The sequence below is a fragment of the Roseinatronobacter sp. genome (assembly GCF_051859525.1).
Classification (GTDB): domain Bacteria; phylum Pseudomonadota; class Alphaproteobacteria; order Rhodobacterales; family Rhodobacteraceae; genus Roseinatronobacter.
Window position 1 is genome coordinate 52,368 of sequence record NZ_JBHYFM010000005.1, and the last position, 20,057, is coordinate 72,424.

15 protein-coding genes are annotated in these 20,057 nt (G+C 60.6%); 6 read left to right on the forward strand and 9 right to left on the reverse strand.

Annotation, left to right across the window (positions count from 1 at the left end):
* Window positions 1-56: 56 nt before the first annotated feature.
* Window positions 57-1,352, reverse strand: a complete 1,296-nt coding sequence (gene gltA, locus ACTIE1_RS06665) for a citrate synthase (RefSeq protein ID WP_439561030.1) — start codon at window positions 1,350-1,352, stop codon at window positions 57-59.
* Between the two features lie 87 nt (window positions 1,353-1,439).
* Window positions 1,440-2,843: a glutamate--tRNA ligase gene (gene gltX, locus ACTIE1_RS06670; protein ID WP_439561029.1), complete on the reverse strand. Its 1,404-nt coding sequence runs from the start codon at window positions 2,841-2,843 to the stop codon at window positions 1,440-1,442.
* 83 nt (window positions 2,844-2,926) lie between these two features.
* Here gltX and ACTIE1_RS06675 point away from each other — a divergent pair, with 83 nt between their 5' ends.
* Window positions 2,927-5,017, forward strand: a complete 2,091-nt coding sequence (locus ACTIE1_RS06675; RefSeq protein ID WP_439561028.1) for a ComEC/Rec2 family competence protein — start codon at window positions 2,927-2,929, stop codon at window positions 5,015-5,017.
* Window positions 5,018-5,140: 123 nt separating this feature from the next.
* Here ACTIE1_RS06675 and grxD read toward each other — a convergent pair whose 3' ends face one another.
* From grxD to ACTIE1_RS06695, 4 genes are all read right to left on the reverse strand, one after another.
* Window positions 5,141-5,500 carry a Grx4 family monothiol glutaredoxin gene (gene grxD, locus ACTIE1_RS06680; protein ID WP_439561027.1) on the reverse strand — a complete coding sequence of 120 codons (360 nt, stop codon included), beginning with the start codon at window positions 5,498-5,500 and terminating at the stop codon, window positions 5,141-5,143.
* A 22-nt stretch (window positions 5,501-5,522) separates the two neighbouring features.
* The gene (locus ACTIE1_RS06685; protein WP_439561026.1) at window positions 5,523-5,765 is read right to left on the reverse strand and encodes a BolA/IbaG family iron-sulfur metabolism protein; all 243 of its coding nucleotides are present in this window, start codon (window positions 5,763-5,765) and stop codon (window positions 5,523-5,525) included.
* Window positions 5,766-5,816: 51 nt separating this feature from the next.
* A complete protein-coding gene (gene purL / locus ACTIE1_RS06690; RefSeq protein WP_439561025.1) occupies window positions 5,817-7,982 on the reverse strand; it encodes a phosphoribosylformylglycinamidine synthase subunit PurL in 2,166 nt (721 codons plus the stop codon).
* A gap of 497 nt (window positions 7,983-8,479) precedes the next feature.
* Complete coding sequence (locus ACTIE1_RS06695) at window positions 8,480-9,373, reverse strand: LysR family transcriptional regulator (protein ID WP_439561024.1); 894 nt, start codon at window positions 9,371-9,373, stop codon at window positions 8,480-8,482.
* A gap of 156 nt (window positions 9,374-9,529) precedes the next feature.
* On the opposite strand from ACTIE1_RS06695, the gene ACTIE1_RS06700 reads away from it, so the two are divergent.
* The 4 genes from ACTIE1_RS06700 to ccmE all read left to right on the forward strand — a co-directional run bounded on the left by ACTIE1_RS06700 (window position 9,530) and on the right by ccmE (window position 15,420).
* Complete coding sequence (locus ACTIE1_RS06700) at window positions 9,530-12,946, forward strand: indolepyruvate ferredoxin oxidoreductase family protein (RefSeq protein ID WP_439563312.1); 3,417 nt, start codon at window positions 9,530-9,532, stop codon at window positions 12,944-12,946.
* Window positions 12,947-13,017: 71 nt separating this feature from the next.
* Window positions 13,018-13,830 carry a glutamate racemase gene (locus tag ACTIE1_RS06705; RefSeq protein WP_439561022.1) on the forward strand — a complete coding sequence of 271 codons (813 nt, stop codon included), beginning with the start codon at window positions 13,018-13,020 and terminating at the stop codon, window positions 13,828-13,830.
* 99 nt (window positions 13,831-13,929) lie between these two features.
* Window positions 13,930-14,958, forward strand: coding sequence for an N-acetyl-gamma-glutamyl-phosphate reductase (gene argC, locus ACTIE1_RS06710; protein ID WP_439561021.1), 1,029 nt, complete (start codon window positions 13,930-13,932; stop codon window positions 14,956-14,958).
* A 12-nt stretch (window positions 14,959-14,970) separates the two neighbouring features.
* Window positions 14,971-15,420, forward strand: coding sequence for a cytochrome c maturation protein CcmE (gene ccmE / locus ACTIE1_RS06715; RefSeq protein WP_439561020.1), 450 nt, complete (start codon window positions 14,971-14,973; stop codon window positions 15,418-15,420).
* Between the two features lie 192 nt (window positions 15,421-15,612).
* Here the strand turns inward: ccmE and ACTIE1_RS06720 are convergent, their stop codons facing one another.
* From ACTIE1_RS06720 to ACTIE1_RS06730, 3 genes are read right to left on the reverse strand one after another with little or no spacing between them, the layout of a single operon-like run.
* Window positions 15,613-16,266 carry an ATP-binding cassette domain-containing protein gene (locus tag ACTIE1_RS06720; RefSeq protein WP_439561019.1) on the reverse strand — a complete coding sequence of 218 codons (654 nt, stop codon included), beginning with the start codon at window positions 16,264-16,266 and terminating at the stop codon, window positions 15,613-15,615.
* Window positions 16,263-17,954, reverse strand: a complete 1,692-nt coding sequence (locus ACTIE1_RS06725; RefSeq protein WP_439561018.1) for an ABC transporter permease — start codon at window positions 17,952-17,954, stop codon at window positions 16,263-16,265. Before ACTIE1_RS06725 ends, ACTIE1_RS06720 begins: the two co-directional genes overlap by 4 nt.
* 1 nt (window position 17,955) lies before the next feature.
* A complete protein-coding gene (locus ACTIE1_RS06730; protein WP_439561017.1) occupies window positions 17,956-19,173 on the reverse strand; it encodes an ABC transporter substrate-binding protein in 1,218 nt (405 codons plus the stop codon).
* A gap of 258 nt (window positions 19,174-19,431) precedes the next feature.
* Between ACTIE1_RS06730 and ACTIE1_RS06735 the strand changes: the two genes are divergently transcribed.
* Window positions 19,432-20,043, forward strand: coding sequence for a CDP-alcohol phosphatidyltransferase family protein (locus tag ACTIE1_RS06735; protein WP_439561016.1), 612 nt, complete (start codon window positions 19,432-19,434; stop codon window positions 20,041-20,043).
* The last annotated feature ends 14 nt before the right edge of the window (window positions 20,044-20,057 follow it).

The following is a 20,057-nucleotide window of genomic DNA, read 5'->3' on the forward strand; positions in this document are numbered from 1 at the left end:
GTGCATATAAAAACGCCGCCCATCGGGGCGGCGTTTTTGTCGTTCATGTGCAAATATCAGCGGTTTTCGATTTCGGCATAGTCGCGGCGTGGTGCGCCGGTGTAGCGCTGGCGCGGACGGCCGATTTTCTGTTCGGGGTCGCTGATCATTTCCTTCCACTGCGAAATCCAGCCGACCGTGCGCGACAGCGCGAAAATTGGCGTGAACATGGATGTGGGGAACCCCATCGCTTCCAGAATGATGCCGGAATAGAAATCGACATTCGGATACAGCTTCTTGCTGACGAAATACTCATCCTCCAGCGCGATGCGTTCCAGTTCCTTCGCAACTTTCAGCGTCTCGTTGTCTTCGATACCCAGCAGCCCCAGCACTTCGTCTGCGGATTGCTTCATCACCTTCGCGCGCGGGTCGAAATTCTTGTAGACGCGGTGCCCGAAGCCCATCAGGCGGAAGGGGTCATCCTTGTCCTTGGCGCGGGCAATGAATTCGGGAATGCGGTCAACCGTGCCGATTTCACGCAGCATTTCAAGGCAGGCCTGGTTTGCACCACCATGCGCCGGCCCCCAAAGGCACGCGATCCCCGCAGCGATAGAGGCGAACGGGTTTGCCCCCGAACTGGAGGCCAGCCGCACCGTCGATGTGGAGGCGTTCTGTTCATGGTCGGCATGCAGCATCATGATCCGGTCCATCGCGCGGCTCAGGATCGGGTCAACAACATATTCTTCTGCGGGCACGGCAAAGCACATATGCAGGAAGTTTCCTGCATAATCGAGGCTGTTTTTTGGGTAAACGAAGGGCTGCCCGACCGAGTATTTATAGGCCATCGCAGCAATCGTCGGCATTTTCGCGATCATGCGAATCGCGGCCACTTCGCGTTGCCACGGGTCATTGATATCGGTGGAATCGTGATAGAATGCGGACATTGCCCCAACGACGCCCACCATGATGGCCATCGGGTGCGCATCGCGGCGGAAACCACGGAAGAAATACTGCATCTGTTCGTGGATCATCGTGTGACGGGTCACGCGGCTTTCGAAATCTTCCAGATCGGCCGCAGATGGCAGTTCCCCGTAAAGCAGCAAGTAGCAGCATTCCAGAAAATGCGATTTTTCCGCCAGCTGTTCAATCGGATAGCCGCGATACAGCAATTCGCCTTCGTCACCGTCGATATAGGTGATGGTCGATGAACAAGCCGCTGTTGATGTGAAGCCGGGGTCATAGGTGAAGACATCGCCCTGCGCATACAGTTTGCGAATATCCAGCACATCGGGGCCGACCGACGGTTTCATGATCGGCAGTTCGATTTCCTTGTCGCCTATGGTCAGCTTTGCAGATTCGGTACTATTCGCCATTGCGCATCCTTTCCCTGTTGCCTGCGGGCAAGGCACCTCGCAGACGATCCCTGACCGCGGCTTTCGGGGCAATATGGCCCTGTCCGCTCAAGTCGTTCCATCCTGAATGCGGGCAAGCGATTCCTCGCGGCCCAGCACAATCATCATGTCGAAAACACTCGGACTGCTGGTTCGCCCTGCCAGCGCAGCGCGAAGGGGTTGCGCAATCTTGCCCAAACCCAGGCCGTGTGCCTCTGCTGTTTCCTTGATAATGTCCTCAAGTATAGTCCGGTCCCACGTAGCAGTTTGCAGGCGCGGCGTCAATTCCCTCAGTATACCACGGGATACATCATCAAGGGAATTGGCCGCTTTCTCGTCCAGTTCAAGCGGACGTTCTGCCAAAATAAAATGTGCTTTCTCAATAAGTTGGTTAAATCCTTTCGCCTTCTCCTTGACCAGTGGCATGGCCGCCGCCAGACCGGAAATCTGTGCCGGAGTCAGGTCGGGCACGCCTGTGACCTTCAGGAATGCAAGAAGTTCTTGCAGCAGTGCAGCATTGTCCGCCACACTCATGTGTTGGGCGGTCAGATGGTCCAGTTTCTTGAAGTCCAGACGTGCCGGTGATTTGCCGATTCCCCCAAGGTCGAACCAGTCTTTTGCCTGATCATCGGTAAAGAATTCATTATCACCATGGCCCCAGCCAAGGCGCGTCAGGTAATTGCGCATCGCAGCCGCCGGATACCCCATACGCTGGTACTCCTCGACCCCAAGCGCGCCATGACGTTTGGACAGCTTCTTGCCATCGGGGCCGTGTATCAGCGGAATATGCGCCCAGACCGGCACATCCCAGCCCATTGCATGATAGACCAGCATCTGGCGGGCGGCGTTGTTCAGGTGGTCATCGCCGCGAATGATATGCGTGACGCCCATGTCATGGTCATCCACGACCACGGCCAGCATATATGTGGGCGTCCCGTCTGACCGCAGCACGATCATATCGTCCAGCTGGTCATTGCCAATGCGGACATTGCCTTGCACCTGATCGGCGATCACGGTTTGCCCGTCACGCGGGGCCTTGACGCGAATGACATAGGGCGCATCGGGATGGGTGGCGGCATCTGCGTCGCGCCATGGCGATTGATACAGCGTGGATTTGCCATCGGCGCGGGCGTTTTCGCGAAACGCCTCAATCTCCTCCTGCGTGGCAAAGCATTTATAGGCGTGGCCGCTGTCCAGCATCTGGTGGGCGACCTGCGCGTGACGATCCGCGCGTGCGGCCTGACTGACGGGGTCCCCGTCCCAGTCCAGCCCCAGCCATGTCAGCCCTGCCAGAATCGCTGCTGTGGCCTCGGGTGTGGATCGGGCGCGGTCGGTATCTTCGATGCGCAGCAGGAATTTTCCGCCCCGTCCGCGCGCATAAAGCCAGTTGAACAACGCTGTCCGCGCCCCCCCGATATGCAGGAAACCCGTGGGCGAGGGGGCAAAGCGTGTGACAACGGGCGGATTGGACATCGGATTTTTACCTTTTGGTAACTATGTGGCGGCAGGATCACCCGTGGTTCTAGGCAAGGTCAGGGGTGGAAACAAGGGTGCATATGCTGACCTTTTCAGTCAACCGGCCTTTGGCGCTGCTTTCTGCCTTGCGCATGGCGATCGCGTTGCAGCGCGGGCATCTGTTCTTGTTCGTGCCGGTGTGCCTTGCAATGGGAATCGGGGCCTATTTCGCCTTGCCGCGCGACCCTGCCGGTGTTGAATGGGCGCTTCTGGTGGCGGTTGTGGCAGGCGGGGCCGCGTCACTGCGGTTTATGGCAGAAGATATCGCCCCGTTTGCGGTTGCGGTGGTGCTGGTCTGTGCGGGTATGCTGGTGGCCGGTTTGCGCGTGTATATGGTGTCTGCACCCGTTCTGTCATTCCGGTTTTACGGCGCGATAGAGGGGCGGATTGTCAAGATTGACCGATCCGCCAGTGATGCGCTGCGCCTGACACTGGATCAGGTTGTTCTGGAAGGGGTGGAGCCGTTGCGAACACCCGCGCGTGTGCGCGTCAGCCTGCACGGGGATCAAGGGTATATCGACCCTGCGCCGGGCCTGCGGGTCATGTTGACAGGCCACCTTTCGCCGCCACCTGCGCCGTCCGAACCCGGCGGGTTCGATTTCCGGCGCCTTGCATGGTTCGAGAGGTTGGGCGCTGTGGGCTACACGCGCAGTCCGGTTCTGGCCCGCGCCCCGCCGCAGGACGGTGCTGCGGGGTTGCGAATTCACCGCCTGCGCATGCAGATATCCGGCGCTGTTCTAACCCGCTTGCCCGGTGACGCGGGCGGGTTTGCAAGTGCGATCCTGACAGGCGACAGGTCTGGCATCAGCCAGTCGCGGCTGGAGGAATTGCGTCAGTCCAATCTGGCGCATCTGCTGGCCATATCGGGGCTGCATATGGGGTTGTTGACGGGGTTTGTCTTCATGCTGTTGCGGTTGTTGATGGCGCTGGTGCCATGGTTCGCGCTGCGCGCCCCCACGCGGAAACTGGCCGCATTGGGCGCGTTGGGCGCAGGGGCGTTCTATCTTGCGCTGTCGGGCGGGAATGTCGCCACGGAACGCGCCTTTATCATGGTGGCGGTCATGTTCTGCGCGATCCTGCTGGACCGGCGCGCCATTTCCTTGCGGTCCGTTGCGATGGCCGCACTTCTGATTCTGCTGTTGCGCCCCGAGGCACTGGTTCAGGCCGGTTTCCAGATGAGCTTTGCCGCGACCATCGCCTTGGTGGCCGTTTTTCGCGCACTAAGCGCAGAGCGCGAATGGCGCCGGTCAATTCCGCGCTGGTTGTGGCCCGTTGTCAGTGTCATAATCTGTTCCATGGTGGCGGGTATTGCAACGGCGCCCGTGTCCGCGGCCAGTTTCAACCGGTTGGCGGAATACGGGCTGATTGCCAATCTGGCCGCGGTGCCGTTGATGGGGCTGGTTATTATGCCGGCCGCAGTTCTGGCGGCCCTTCTGGCCCCGTTCGGGCTGGAATGGATTGGCCTGCGGATCATGGAACCTGCAATCTTGTGGATATTGCGCGTCGCGCAAACCGTCAGCGGGTTTGATGGCGCGGTCATGCCTGTGGTGCAGCCCGCGCCTTGGGTTTTGCCGGTCATGGCGCTGGGCGGGGTATGGGTGGTCATCTGGCGCGGGCGGGGCGCATGGCTTGGGGTCTTGGCGATGTCCATTGCCTTGTTCGGGTGGGTGCAGGCAAGCGGCCGCCCCGATCTGCTGATTTCCGGTGACGGGGCCGCGCTGGGCCTGTTGGGGGATGGCGGGCGCATGATCAGCCGCGACAGGGCAGGGGCGTTTGCCGTGCAAAGCTGGTTGCAGGCAGACGGGGATATCGGCGCGCAGCAAGACGCGTTCGCGCGATCAGGTCTGCGCGATCCGCGCGACCCTGTGGTGCATTTGCGCAGCAATGGACTGGATGTGGTGCATCTTGTGGGCGCGCGCGGGCTGGATGCCCTTGCGCAACTGTGCCTGGAGGGGCGAATTATCGTCACATCGGCACAACCTGAGACCGCAGTTCAGGGCGCATGCCAGTTGATAACCCCGCGTGACCTGCGTGTCAGCGGGGCCATGGCAATCAGCCTTCATGCCAGCGGGCATTTGGTCCAGCGCGATGTCAGACAGGCCAGTGGCCAGCGGCCATGGACGGGTGATTAAAGTATCCGCCTTGGATAAGACGGATACCCAAGCCAAACGCAGGAAACGGCTGCGGTCACGGGCTATCTGGTTCTGGCAGGCAAGGCGGGTGCCAGGATACCGCCGATGCGCGCCAGACAGGTCTCAGGCGTTTGCTTCGCGAATCTTCTCGGCGGCGTCCTTGTCATAGGTGACGCCCTTGGCCTCGAACAGCTGGTCCAGTTCGCCCGAAAGGGTCATTTCGGTGATAATATCACAGCCGCCCACGAATTCGCCTTTTACATAAAGTTGCGGAATGGTGGGCCAGTCCGAATAATCCTTGATGCCCTGACGAATGGCGTCATCGGCAAGGACGTTCACATCGGCATATTCAACGCCCATGAAATTCAGAACGCCCGCCACGCGGCTGGAAAACCCGCATTGTGGCATCGTCTTGGTGCCTTTCATATAAAGCACGACGTCATTGCTTTCGACGGTTTGCTTGATCGTGTCTTGCGCGCTCATGGTGTGGTGGTCCTTTCAGGTATCAGTCGGGGGCTTTGGTTGTCAGGGCAAGGGCGTGCAATTCGCCATGGTTGCCATCCATCTTGCCCTTCAGCGCGGCATAAACGGCGCGTTGCTGTTGCACGCGGTTCAAGCCCCGGAAGCTGGCGTCAATAACTTCGGCTGCGTAGTGGTTGCCGTCACCGGCAAGGTCTGTGATCGTGACTTGTGCGTCGGGAAAGCCTTCTTTCAAAAGGGTTTCCAGTTCTTCGGCAGTGATGGCCATCTTGTGTCCCCGTTTGTCTTTTGCAGAAGGTAATCCCCGTGTGTGCGGGAATCAAGCGTCACCGATCGCGCGGCCAAAAGCGGTTTTATAGAGTGTGTCCAGTTCTGCCAGCGGTGCGCTGTCCTTGCCGAATGTCACTGACTCGCCGCCGAACCGGCCCATATGGGCAATGCTTACACCGGCCTGACCTGCGGCCACCATCAGTGCCTCGGCCTGATCGAAGCTGCAGGCCAGCAGATAGCGGGCCTGATCCTCGCCGAACAGGGTTGCGATGTTGTCGCTGTCCAGTGTCACGCCAAGCCCTGCCGCCGCCGCCATTTCAAATGCCGCAAGCGCAAGCCCGCCATCCGACAGGTCGCTGGCCGCCTTGACCAACTGGCGGTTCTCGCGCAGGAACTCGCCGTTGCGGCGTTCCATGTCCAGATCGACATGCGGCGCGTCGCCCTGCTCCAGCCCGAATGCTTCGGCCAGCAGGGCGGACTGGCCCAGATGGCCCTGTGTGTCACCGATAACCAGCACCAGATCGCCATCTTCCGGCAGGCCCGCGATCAGATTGTCCACATGCTCGATCAACCCCACGGCGCCGATGGTGGGGGTGGGCAATATGGGCTGGCCGTCGGTTTCATTGTAAAGCGACACGTTGCCTGACACGATGGGCATGTCCAACGCCGCACAAGCCGCGCCGATACCCTTGATGGCCCCCACGAACTGGCCCATTATTTCGGGCTTTTCAGGGTTGCCGAAATTCAGGTTGTCGGTCGTGGCCAGCGGTTTCGCGCCAACAGCTGTCAGGTTGCGATAGGCTTCTGCAACAGCTTGCTTGCCGCCCTCGAACGGGTTGGCACGCACATAGCGCGGGGTCACGTCACTGGTAAATGCTAGGGCCTTGTCGGTGCCATGCACCCGCACCACACCCGCCCCAAGGCCCGGCGCGCGCACTGTGTCGGCCATGACCATTGTGTCATATTGTTCCCACACCCACGCCTTGTGGGCATAGCTGGGGGACGCGATCAGGGCGCGCAATCCGTCCATTGCGGAAATTTCGGGAATGTCGCCCAAGGTGGCAGGCACCGGCGTCTCAACCCATGGACGGTCATATTCCGGCGCGCTGGAGGCAAGTTTCGACAGCGGCAGATCGGCCCTTGTTTCATTGCCCTGCAAAATCAGGAAGCGGTCTTCGGCTATGGTTTCGCCGACGATGGCAAAATCCAGATCCCATTTCTCGAAAATCGCGCGCGCCTGTGCCTCCATTGATGGTTTCAGCACCATCAACATGCGTTCCTGACTTTCCGACAGCATCATTTCATAGGCTGTCATGCCGGTTTCGCGGCAGGGCACGCGGTCCAGTTCCAGCTTGATGCCCAAACCGCCCTTGTCGCCCATTTCCACCGCAGAACAGGTCAGACCGGCCGCGCCCATGTCCTGAATGGAAATCACTGCGCCCGATGCCATAAGTTCAAGGCAGGCTTCCAGCAGGCGTTTTTCTGTGAACGGGTCACCGACCTGAACAGTGGGGCGTTTTTCCTCGATCGTGTCGTCAAATTCCGCGCTGGCCATGGTGGCCCCGCCGACACCGTCACGACCGGTTTTTGCGCCCAGATAGACCACGGGCATGCCCACACCGCTGGCGGCAGAGTAGAAAATCTCGTTCGCATTGGCCAGACCGGCAGCAAAAGCGTTCACAAGGCAGTTGCCGTTATAGGCGGGATGAAAGCGCACCTCGCCGCCCACGGTTGGCACGCCAAACGCGTTGCCATAGCCGCCCACACCCTCGACCACGCCACGCACCAGGTGCGGGGTTTTGGGGTGGGACGGTTCCCCGAAGGACAGCGCGTTCATGGCCGCGATGGGGCGTGCGCCCATGGTGAACACGTCGCGCAGAATGCCGCCCACGCCGGTGGCCGCACCCTGATAGGGTTCGATATAGCTGGGGTGGTTGTGGCTTTCCATTTTGAAGATCACGGCCTGCCCGTCGCCGATATCGACCACGCCCGCATTTTCACCGGGGCCGCAAATGACCTGCGGGCCGGTTGTGGGCAAGGTGCGCAACCATTTCTTGGAGGATTTGTAGGAACAATGTTCGTTCCACATGGCGGAAAAAATGCCCAGTTCCGTAAATGTCGGTTCACGTCCGATAATATCCAGAATGCGGTCATATTCGTCAGCGCTAAGGCCATGCGCGGCAATCAGGTCGGGGGTGATGGCGGGTTCGGTCATATATGGGCACCTTCGGGCAGGGCGAAAACGTAAAGCCCGCGCCAATGTCGGGCCGTTGCCCCCACTTACGGCAAAGGGGTGCGATGCGAAAGAGGGCAGCTTTGCGAACTGTGCCTGCAGGGGGTGAAACTGTGGCGAATACGCAAAAATACACGCATAAAGCGAAAAGCGACAGGGCGGACAGGGGGGTGCCTGCTGTGCTGAAGGCTTGTGCATGCGGCATATTTTCTTGGCACGCGGAAATTTATTGCCTGCCGGAATCGCCCGAGGCGGCCGGAAATCAATGCAGAAAGCCCTGCGAAAACGGCAAAAAAAAGGGCCGAGCGCGAAGCTCGGCCTAAGTCCAACAGGGAGGTAAGGTGCGAGCGATACACTCAAACACCTTGTCCAATAGATAGGTTATTGCCTATGCATTACGCAAGTTAAATTGCTTTGCGTGTGCAACATTGCCGCCATGCGTTGCGCACATGCCTCATATTGCCGGGGCCTTTGCTGGCCTAGACTTGGCGCGCCCGTCTGTAGGCCACAATTTCCTCGACCACGAAGTCGCGAAACGCGGATATGCGGCGCGAATGGCGCAGCTCTTCTGGATAGGCCAGAAATACCGGAATATCGCCGCTGGCAATATCCGGCAGGACATGAACCAGTTCTGGAAAATCCTCGCTGACGTAATCGGGCAGCACACCGATGCCCAGATGGTTCAGAACGGCTTGCAGCACGCCAAAATAGTTATTCACCGTGAAACTTGACCGCGTGGGTTGCGCTGTCAATTCCCGTATAAGTTGAGCGCCCGCGCTGACCTGTGCAGACGTGATGTTTTGCGACACAAGCCTGAAATCCTTCAGATCTTCCAGTTTTTGCGGTGTGCCATGGGCGCGCAAATATTCCGAACTGGCAAAAAGCCGCATATTGACGGTCATCAACCGTTTGCGGATCAGGTCGGCCTGACTGGGTTCTTTCATGCGGATTGCGATATCGGCCTCGCGCATGGGCAAATCCAGCACGCGTTCCTCCAGCATCAGGTCGATGCGCAGATCGGGGTATTGTGCATAAAGTGATGTCAGGCGCGGCGCCAGAAACAACGTCCCGAACCCCGTGGTGCTGGTCACACGCAAATCGCCGTATACTTCATCTTCCGCATCGCGGATCCGCGCGGCGGCTGTTTCCAGTTGCCTGCTCATGGATTTGGTTGCGTCAAACAGCAATTCGCCCTGCTCCGTCAGAATCAGCCCGCGGGCATGACGATGGAACAGGACTGTATCCAGCCCTTCTTCCAGCGCGCGAATCTGGCGGCTGACGGCGGATTGGGACAGTTGCAGCGTGTCACCTGCATGCGTCAGGCTGCCTGCATCCGCCACAGCGTGAAATATTCTTAGCTTGTCCCAGTCCATTTCAAAAGTTCCATACCGATGTTTGCGCAAAAGCAGATGATTCGTTCTAAGGGCTTTTCGTCCATCACAAAAGCGCTGAATCGTCCAGATTTCACTTTGTAGGTCAGAAATATTGACCTATGATTGATTCATACGCAACTTTGCTGGGAGGTGCAGATGGGGCGGCAGGATATTTCGTTGAACGACCGGTTCGACATGACGAAATCACCCGTTTTGCTGAATGGAACGCAGGCGATGGTGCGACTGATGTTGCAACAGGCCGCGCGCGACCAACAGGCCGGGCTGAACACTGCGGGTTATGTTACCGGCTATCGCGGGTCGCCTTTGGGCGCGGTCGACCAGCAGATGAACCGTGCAAAAGCGCTGTTGGACGCGGCAAATATCCGCTTTCAGGAAGGGCTGAACGAAGACCTTGCGGCCACAGCGCTGTGGGGTTGCCAGCAGGCCGAATTGCGCGGCGAGGGGCGCTTTGACGGTGTTTTCGGGCTTTGGTATGGCAAGGGGCCGGGCGTGGACCGCAGCGGCGATGTGTTTCGTCACGCCAATATGGCGGGAACATCACCCCATGGCGGGGTTCTGGTCGCGATGGGGGACGACCACACCGGCGAATCCTCGACCACGTTGCACCAGTCCGACTGGGCCATGGTCGATGCCTATATCCCGGTATTGTCGCCCGCAGGTGTGCAGGAAGTGCTGGATTTCGGCCATTACGGTTATGCGCTGTCACGCTATGCAGGCGTCTGGGTCGGGTTGAAAACGATGAAAGACACGGTCGAGGCGACTGCGGTGGTTGATGGCAACCCGCACCGGATGCAGTTTGTCACGCCTGAACTGGCCTTGCCGGATGGGGGCTTGAATATCCGGCTGGTGGACACACCAGTGGCGCAGGAAACGCGCATGATCGACCACAAGCGTTTTGCCGCAGAAGCGTTTTCGCGCGCCAATCGCATGGACCGCCGTGTGCTGGGCAAACCGGGTGCCAAGATCGGTTTTGTTGCCGCGGGCAAGAACTGGCTGGACCTTGTTCATGCGCTGAACCTGCTGGGCATTGGCGCACAGGAGGCCGCGCGTCTGGGCCTGACGACCTACAAGGTCGGGCAGGCATGGCCGCTGGATATGGAAAGTTTCCATGAATGGGCCGAGGGGTTGGAGCTGATTGTCGTTATTGAGGAAAAGCGCAAGCTGATCGAGGTTCAGGTCAAGGAAGCAATATTCGATGACCGGCGCGGCCGCCGTGTCTATGGCTGGCACAAGGGCGACACATGGGAACACGGGCGACAGGTGGAACTGTTTCCCACCCGCTATGCGCTGGACCCGATCATGATTGCCGAACGTCTGGGCCAGATATTGATTGAAGAAGGGCGCGGCACGGACAGCGTGAAGGCGGGCCTTGCCATGCTGGCCGATGCGCGACGCGCCGACAATGCGCCCGATCTGGCCGCGCGGCTGCCGTATTATTGTTCGGGCTGTCCGCACAACACCTCGACCAAGGTTCCGGATGGGCACCGCGCCTATGCGGGCATTGGCTGTCACTACATGGTGCAATGGATGGACCGCAACACCGTGGGTTTCACCCAGATGGGCGGTGAAGGCGCAAACTGGATTGGCGAGGCGCCGTTTTCCACACGCTCCCATGTGTTCCAGAATCTGGGCGATGGCACCTATAACCATTCCGGCGTGCAGGCCATTCGCGCGGCCCTGGCTGCGGGCACGAATATTACCTACAAGATCCTGTATAATGATGCTGTTGCCATGACCGGCGGGCAAAAGAACGAAGGCGGTTTGTCGCCGCACCAGATCGCGCATGAACTGGCCGCGATGGGCGTGCGCAAGATTGACGTGGTGTTTGACGAAAAGGAAGAACCGCACCGTGCGGATTTTCCCAAATCGGCAGGCTGGCACCCCCGCGCGGATTTAGATGCCGTGCAACGCGATTGCGCCACCCATCAGGGCGTTTCCGCCATCATCTATGTGCAGACCTGCGCCGCCGAAAAGCGCAGGCGCCGCAAACGTGGCGAATTTCCCGACCCTGACACGCGCGTGTTCATCAATACCGACATTTGCGAAGGCTGCGGGGATTGCGGCGTGCAGTCAAACTGCGTGTCCATCGTGCCTGTGGAAACCGATCTGGGGCGCAAACGCGCGATTGACCAGTCGTCATGCAACAAGGATTTTTCCTGCCTGAAGGGGTTTTGCCCGTCCTTTGTCACGCTGGAAGGCGCGAAGGTCCGGCGTGCGGCATCCCAATCGGTCGATTTGCCGAAGCTGGCAGACCCTGTGCTGCCCGAAATCGACGGCACGCATAACATTGTCATCACTGGCGTGGGGGGCACTGGCGTTGTGACAATTGGCGCAATCCTGTCGATGGCCGCGCATATCGACGGCAAGGGCGCGGGCATGATCGAAATGGCGGGACTGGCCCAGAAGGGCGGCGCGGTGCATATACATTGCCGCATCGCGAATGCGCCCGAAGATATCAGCGCGATTCGTGTGGCCGTGGGCGAGGCGCATTGCGTCATTGGCGGTGATCTGGTGGTAACGGCAGGTGCAAAAACACTGGGCCTTATGCGCAGCGGCCAGACGGGGGCGGCTGTGAACACCCATGAAATCATCACCGGCGATTTTACCCGCAACACCGAATTCCGCATTCCGGGCGCTGATCTGCAAATGGCGCTTCAGGCGCGGCTTGGCGACAATCTGCACCTGTTTGATTATTCGGAACTTGCCAGACGGCTTCTGGGCGACAGCATCTATTCCAACATGATCGCACTGGGCGCAGCGTGGCAGATGGGGCTTGTGCCCCTGTCCGAGGGCGCGATTTTGCAGGCCATCACCTTGAACAAGGCGGCAGTGGACGGCAACACCCGTGCGTTTGCGCTGGGGCGCTGGGCTGTTGTCCACCCGAAAGCTGCCGCAAAAACGCTGGCTGATACGGTCGTGGCCAAGCCCAAATCGCTGGATGAACATATTGCACTGCGAGAGGCGCATCTGACGGCCTATCAGTCCAAACGCCTTGCAAAACGCTTCCGCAAGCTGGTGGATCAGGCCCCTGATGCGCGCCTGCGCGAAGCGGTGGCCAAGGGCTATCACAAACTTCTGGCCTATAAGGACGAATACGAGGTGGCGCGCCTGCATCTGCAAACGCTGGCCAAGGCGCGCGCGGAATTCGACGGCGATTTCACGCCCCGCTTTCATCTGGCCCCGCCGCTGCTGTCGCGCATGGGGTCTGATGGCCGTCCGCGCAAGCGCAGTTTCGGGCCATGGATCATGCGCGGGTTTGCCCTTCTCGCGCGGCTCAGGGTCTTGCGCGGCACGGTGTTCGACCCACTCGGCACCACGGCCGAGCGCCGCATGGAGCGTCAGTTGATCCGCGAGTATGAGGCGCTGATGTCGCGCATTCTGGCAGATGTGACCCCCGACAGGCATGATATCGCTGTGCAACTGGCGGAACTGCCCTTGCAAATTCGCGGCTTCGGGCCGGTCAAACACCGCAATGCGGATGCGGCCGCGCAGCGCAGGGCCGAATTGCTTGCGGAATTTGACGCGCCAGCCGACCGCGTTGCGGCACAATAGGCGCGAACAGGCTGGATTTCTGCCTGCGCCGGACGTATGCAGGTTGAAATTCATGACTGTGGGGCAGGTGCATGGCCGTTGGCGTATTCGATTCTGGATTGGGCGGGTTGACTGTTCTGGGCGCAGTGACCGAACGCATGCCGGATGTGCCCTTCGTGTATCTGGGTGACAATGCCCACACACCTTATGGTGTGCGCGATGCCGATGACATCTATGCGCTGACCTGCGCAGGCGTGGAACGGCTTTGGGATGAAGGCTGCGATCTGGTGATTCTGGCCTGCAACACCGCATCTGCGGCGGCGCTGAAGCGGATGCAGGAAACCTGGGTGCCCGAACATAAGCGCGTTCTGGGTGTGTTTGTGCCGCTGATCGAGGCATTGACCGAACGCGGCTGGGGCGACAACTCCCCGCCCCGCGAAGTCGCGGTCAAGCATGTGGCGCTGTTTGCCACGCCTGCCACAGTGTCCAGCCGCGCCTTCCAGCGTGAACTGGCCTTCCGGGCCATCGGTGTCGATGTCGAGGCCCAGCCTTGCGGCGGTGTGGTCGATGCCATCGAACAAGGGGACATGCAACTGGCCGAAGCGCTGGTGCATTCCCATGTCGAGGCACTTTTGCGCCGCATGCCCCGCCCCGAGGCCGCCGTTCTGGGCTGCACGCATTATCCGCTGGTTGAACATGCCTTTCGCGAAGCGCTGGGTGCGGGGGTTGATGTGTATTCGCAACCCAATCTGGTGGCCGCCAGCCTTGATGACTACCTGACCCGCCGCCCCGAAATGATCGGGGCAGGCAAGGACAGCGCCTTTCTGACCACAGGTGATCCGGTCAATGTCTCGCGCAAGGCCACGCAGTTCTTGCGACGACAGATCACGTTTCGGGGCGCATAACGCGCGCTGTTTCATCTTGCCCCAAATACTCCCCGCGCGGAGCGCGCCTGTTTCTGAAACGCTTGCCTTCGCACACCCACTACACAGGGAACCTGAACCATGACCAAATCCATCGCCATCCTTGGTGCGTCTGGCTATACGGGCGCCGAACTCGTGCGCCTGATTTCCACCCATCCGGACATGAAGATTGCCGCGCTGACAGGGGAACGCAAGGCAGGCCAGCCCATGGCGCAGGTTTTTCCGTTCCTGCGTCATCTGGACCTGCCGGACCTGTGCCGGATCGAGGATGTGGACTTTTCACGCATTGATCTGGCATTTTGCGCGCTGCCGCATGCGACATCGCAGGCGGTCATCAAGGAATTGCCGCGCGATCTGAAAATCGTGGACCTGTCTGCCGATTTCCGCCTGCGCGATGTTGCCGATTATGAAAAATGGTATGGCCAGCCCCATGCCGCGCCCGATTTGCAGCGCGAGGCGGTCTACGGTCTGACGGAATTCTACCGCGAGGAGATTCGCGCCGCGCGGTTGGTGGCGGGCACGGGCTGCAATGCCGCCACGGGGCAATATATCCTGCGTCCGCTGATTGAAGCGGGGGTAATCGATCTTGACCGCATCATTCTGGACCTGAAATGCGGGGTCAGCGGGGCAGGGCGCGCGCTGAAGGAAAACCTGCTGCATGCCGAATTGTCCGAAGGCACGCAGGCCTATGCGGTCGGGGGCACACACCGCCATTTGGGCGAGTTTGATCAGGAATTCAGCCGCATCGCGGGCCGCCCTGTGCATATCCAGTTCACACCGCATTTGCTGCCGATGAATCGCGGTATTCTGGCCACGGCGTGGCTGGACGGGGACAGCTCGCGCATTCACGAAGTTTTGCAGGCCCGATATTGCGCTGAATCAATGATTCATGTGCTACCTTTTGGCACAACACCATCGACTCATGATGTGCGCGGATCAAATTTCGTGCATATCGGGGTTGTCGGGGATCGCATTCCCGGCCGCGCCTTGGTGGTTGCTGCACTGGATAACCTGTGCAAGGGATCATCGGGGCAGGCCATTCAGAACGCGAACCTGATGCTTGGTCTGGAAGAGGGGGCGGGCCTGATGGGCGCACCGCTTTTCCCATGAAATGAGGTTACGATGAAAAGCCTGAAGAAGAAACGCCGGATACAGATCATTATGGTTGCCGCCGTGGCACTGGCGTTTTCGACGGCATTAATCGGCTATGCCATGCGCGACGGGATAAACTTCTTCCGCTCGCCGTCTGAAGTGCTGGCCGCGCCCCCGCCCCCCAACGAGGTGTTTCGCATCGGCGGGCTGGTCGAGGCGGGGTCAATCATTCGCGGGCAGTCGGATACCGTCATTTTTCGCGTAACCGACGGACCCGCTTCGGTCGAGGTGCGCTATCGCGGTATTTTGCCGGACCTGTTCACGGAAAACGAAGGTATGGTCGGGACTGGCCGGTTTGTTGACGGCGTATTCCAGGCCAGCGAAATTCTGGCAAAGCATGATGAAACCTACATGCCGCGCGAAGTTATGGAAGCGCTGCAGGATATGGGCGAATGGAAAGGCCCTGATCCGCAAAGCTAGCTTTGTATACCCAGCGCAAAGCCCGCACCTGCGGGCCGCGTGTGACCTGACGCGGCCAATCGCACCTGCATAAAACCCGCGCTATCTGCGGGCCGATATACTGTGTTGCTGCCACCTTGATTACAGGGTCTCTGGGGGGCATTGCGCGAAGGGCAGCGACGTCCCGCTACGTCCTGTTCAAGCGCACTGGCCTTACGGTATCGGTCGCGGATCTGTAACCGGCTTTCCCTTGACCGAGATGATCTGCCCTGCTGCGGCGCGGGCGTCCTCATAATCATGGGTAACAAGGATCACCGGCAGGTTGCGCGCGCGGGCGCGGTCGAACACGAACCGGCGCATACTGGCGCGCATGTCGCTGTCCAGACTCGAAAACGGCTCGTCCAGCAGAAGCGCGCGGGGGGCTGACAACAGGCTGCGCATCAGCGCCACGCGCGCGCGCTGCCCGCCTGACAATGTGGCCGGATCACGCGCCCCCATGCCGGTCAGTCCCGCCTCAACCAAGGCGGTGTCAATCAGGCCCGCGCGGTCGGGCAGGTGTTTGGGTATCCCGAACCCAAGGTTTCCCGCGACCGACATATGCGGGAACAGAATGTCGTTCTGGAACAGAATGCCCATGCGCCGCGCATGGGTTGGAGTCTGTGTCACATTCACCCCGTCCAGCCATATCTGCCCGCGCATCCCGAAGGCGGGCGGCAACGCGCCGATCAGCGCCGCAAGCACAGTGGATTTGCCGCATCCCGACGGTCCCATGATGGTCAGCACCTCGCCGCCAGCGACTGTCAGGTCCAGTTCGGCCAGCACGCGACCGGCCAGCGTGATGCACAGGTTTTCAAGGCGCAGGGTCATGTGATGCGCATGCCTTGGCGGCGGCGGAAAAGCAAGGCAGGCAGAATAAGGGCCAGCGCGAAAACAGCCATCGGCAGGGCCATTTGCACCACTGCCCAAACCCCGATCAGGCGTCTGTTGCCCGAACTGGCCAGCGCCACCGCTTCGGTGGTCACGGTCGTCACACGCCCCGCGCCGATCAGCAGCGTGGGCAGGTATTGCGCAACCGATGTGGCGAACCCCACCGCAAACGCGATCAGCAAGGGCCGTGTCAGCATGGGCAGGCGCACAGCCCAAAGCACGCGCCACGGACCCGCACCAAGCGCTTGTGCCGCCAGTCCGGCACGCGCGTCCCATGCGCGCCATGGATCTGCCAGCGACAGATAGACATAGGGCAGCACGAACACCAGATGCAGTGCCATGACCGCCCCGCGCGACCCGTCCAGCCCCAAAAACAAGGCGAACCCTGCCAGCCCCGGCAAAAACGCGATTTGCGGTGCAATCAGCGGCAGGTAAATCAGGGCAATCACAGGGGTCTTGTACCCGCGCGCTTCGGCCTCCAGCACCGAGACGCTTAGCGCCATCGCCATGGCGGTGGCGCCTAATGCGATCAGGGCCGTGTCGCGTGTTATGGGGGCAAGGCTGCCCATCTGGCCCACCCAGTTGCGCAAACCCCAGCTTTGCGGCAGCAGGTCCGGAAAACGCCACATGCTGGCAAAGGACCACACCAGCAGGCCCGCCAGCCCCAGTGCGACCGCCCCGCCGATCAGCAGCGCCCCCATGGCGGCCAGCGGGCGCAGGCTGCGGTCCGCGATCACGCCGCGCCCGCCATCCGCCACCCAAACGCGCCCCCTGCGCGCAACCGCATGTTCCGCCAACCGCCACAGGCCCAGCACCCCCAGTACCAGCACCAGTTGCAGCACTGCCCCCGCCGCCGCCTGAAAACGCATGGACAGATCAGGGCGGGTCATCCACTCCAGAATTTGCACGGCAAGTGTCGGCGGACGCGTTGGCCCAAGGATCAGCGCGACATCCACCACAGACATGGAATAGGCCAGAACCGCATAAACCGGCAGGCGGATTTGCGGGTATACGCGCGGCAGCACGGTTTTCAGCCAGCCAGTGACGCGCCCGTACCCCAATGACCGCGCGACAAGCTGGCTGCGCAGGCTGTCGGTCTGGCCTAGTGCCGCCAGTGTCATCAACAGCAAAAACGGCACCTCTTTGATCACCAGCCCCGCGATCAGCGCCAGCCCCCACGGGTCATTGACGATCAGCAGGTCGGGCGGGCGGTCCCAGCCTGTCAGCGTGGGCGATACCGCCCGCGCCATCCAGCCCGAAGGCGCGACAAGAAAGGCCAGCCCGAACGCCGCCGCTGCGTGCGGCAGGGCCAGAAGCGGTGCCAAAGCGCGCGTGATCCAGTTGAAACTGCGTGTGCCCTGCCACGCAGCCACAATAAAGATCGTCAGGACCAGTGACAGCGCTGTGGCCGCAACGCCGGTCGTCACTGACAGGCGCATTGCCGCTGGCAGGCCAGGCCAGCCAAGGGCTGCGCGCCACGCGTCCAGCGTGACCGAATGCCCGCCCAATGCAGGCATATACCCGAAGGCCGGGCCGACCACCCCCGCAAGCCCCGCCAGCACCGGCAGGGCCAGCACCGCAATGCTGACCCATGGCACCAGCGCCCAGCCGCGGCGCGGGGCGCGCATGTTACTGCCCTGTGCCGTAGCGCGCGGCCCAGTCATCTGCGATGCGGGTCATCCATGTCGGGTGCGGCTCCAGCAGGCCCGCGCCCATCTGGTCGGGCGCAAGGGTGGCAATGCCAAGTTCCAGCGCATCCAACCGCGCGCGGTCCTGCGGGTCCAGCAAATGCAGCCCCAGAACGGTTTGAAAGCCCAGCACATCAGGGTCTTGCGCCCGCGCCTGCACCATTGGATCAAGGATCATATTTGCCAGCACCAATGCGCCCGCCTTGTTGGCCGCATTATAGGGAATGGACAGATAGGACGAATTCGCCAGTGTCCCTTCGTCAAACACATAGGTGCGCACGCTGTCTTGCAATTCGCCATCAGCTATGGCGGCGGATGCGCGCCCCGGATTGAACGCGAAGGCGATGTCGATTTCACCATCGGCCAGCAACTGCCCAAGGGCGGGTTCATTGGCAGGATAGGCACGTCCCTGCCGCCACAGATTGGGCGCAATCTCATCCAGAAAGGCCCAGAGGGGGGCTGTCACCGCATCGTAATCCACATCATCAGTGGGGGCCAGCAGGATGGCGGGATCATCCAGCACGCCATACAGCGCCTGTTTCAGGAAACTGGTGCCCAGAAAATCGGGTGGTTGCGGATAGGTGAACCGCCCCGGATTGTCCGCAATCCATGCGCGCAACGCATCCAGCGAACGCGGCGGTTCCGGCAGGGTGGCGCTGTCATATTCAAAGACCATCTGGAACATTGCCCAGGGACTGCCGAACCCCTCGACCGGCAAGGTGAAATCTACCAGAATGCTGGGGTTTGCGTCGGTATCGACCAACCCCCAGTTCGGCAGATCCTGCGCAAACGGGCCGAACAGCAGGCCCTGTTCCTTCATCGACGCGAAATTCGCCCCGTTGATCCAGATCGCGTCCACCGCGCCGCCCGTATCGCGTCCGGCACTGCGTTCGGCAATGACACGGGTGACCGCATCGGCGGTATCGGCCAGCCGCACATGTTCCAGTGTCACACCGTGGCGGGCCTGCAAATCATCCCCGACCGAGGTGATGAACGCATTGATCCGCGCATCCCCGCCCCATGCATGCCAATACACCGTCTGGCCGCGTGCCTGTTCCAGCACCATGTCCCAGTCTTTGGGGTCAATATCCTGCGCCATGACTGGGCTGTGCAGCAAACCGCCAAGACCCAGCACCGTTCCAAGTATCAAGGTTTTCATGAGATGTCCTTTTTGTCCGGTTCTTTTGTTCATATACGCACGTCGATGCAAACTGTTTCACGCAAAAAGAAATTGAAGCGCCGATCAGATGAAATATTTTGAAACATTATGTTTTGCCCGTGCGTATCACCTACAGAATACGGGACGCATGCAGGGGGATCGGCAGTGTGACGCACGCAGACAGGCCAAAGCGAATGTGCAATACTGCATGGGGCAGGGGCCTGCCCTGCGGCGCCGGCAAGGCGAAAGGCCGCTGACATGCTTGACCGTCATATCCGCCCGTTGATTGACCCGCCGCTGAACAGGATCGGCGGGCAAATCGCCAGATTGGGGTTCAGTGCGAATGCAGTTACCCTTGTGGGGCTTGCGTTCGGCATTGCGGCGGCGGTTGCGATTGTGGCGCAGGCGTATGTTGTGGCAATGCTGCTGATTGCGGCGTCGCGTCTGGCTGACGGGCTGGACGGGGCCGTGGCGCGCGCCCACGGCGTCAGCGACTTCGGCGGCTATCTTGATATCACATGCGACTATGTGTTCTATGCTGCCATCCCGCTGGCCTTTGTCATTCTGGATCCGGCCGCGCATGGCGTGGCGGGCGCGTTCTTGTTGCTGAGCTTTTATGTCAATGCCGGGTCGTTTCTGGGGTTTTCCGTTCTGGCCGAGCGCCGGAAGATGCGCAGTGATACCCATGGGGTGAAATCGCTGTATTTCACGGGCGGGCTGCTGGAAGGCACGGAAACGATCCTGTTTTTTATCGCATTGTGCCTGTTGCCCGGCTGGTTTGTGCCACTGGCCTATGCGTTCGGCGCGTTATGCCTTGTTACCGCCGTATCGCGCGTGGTGCTGGCGTGGAAACTGTTTCGGCCCGAATAAGGTTCCCGCGCATG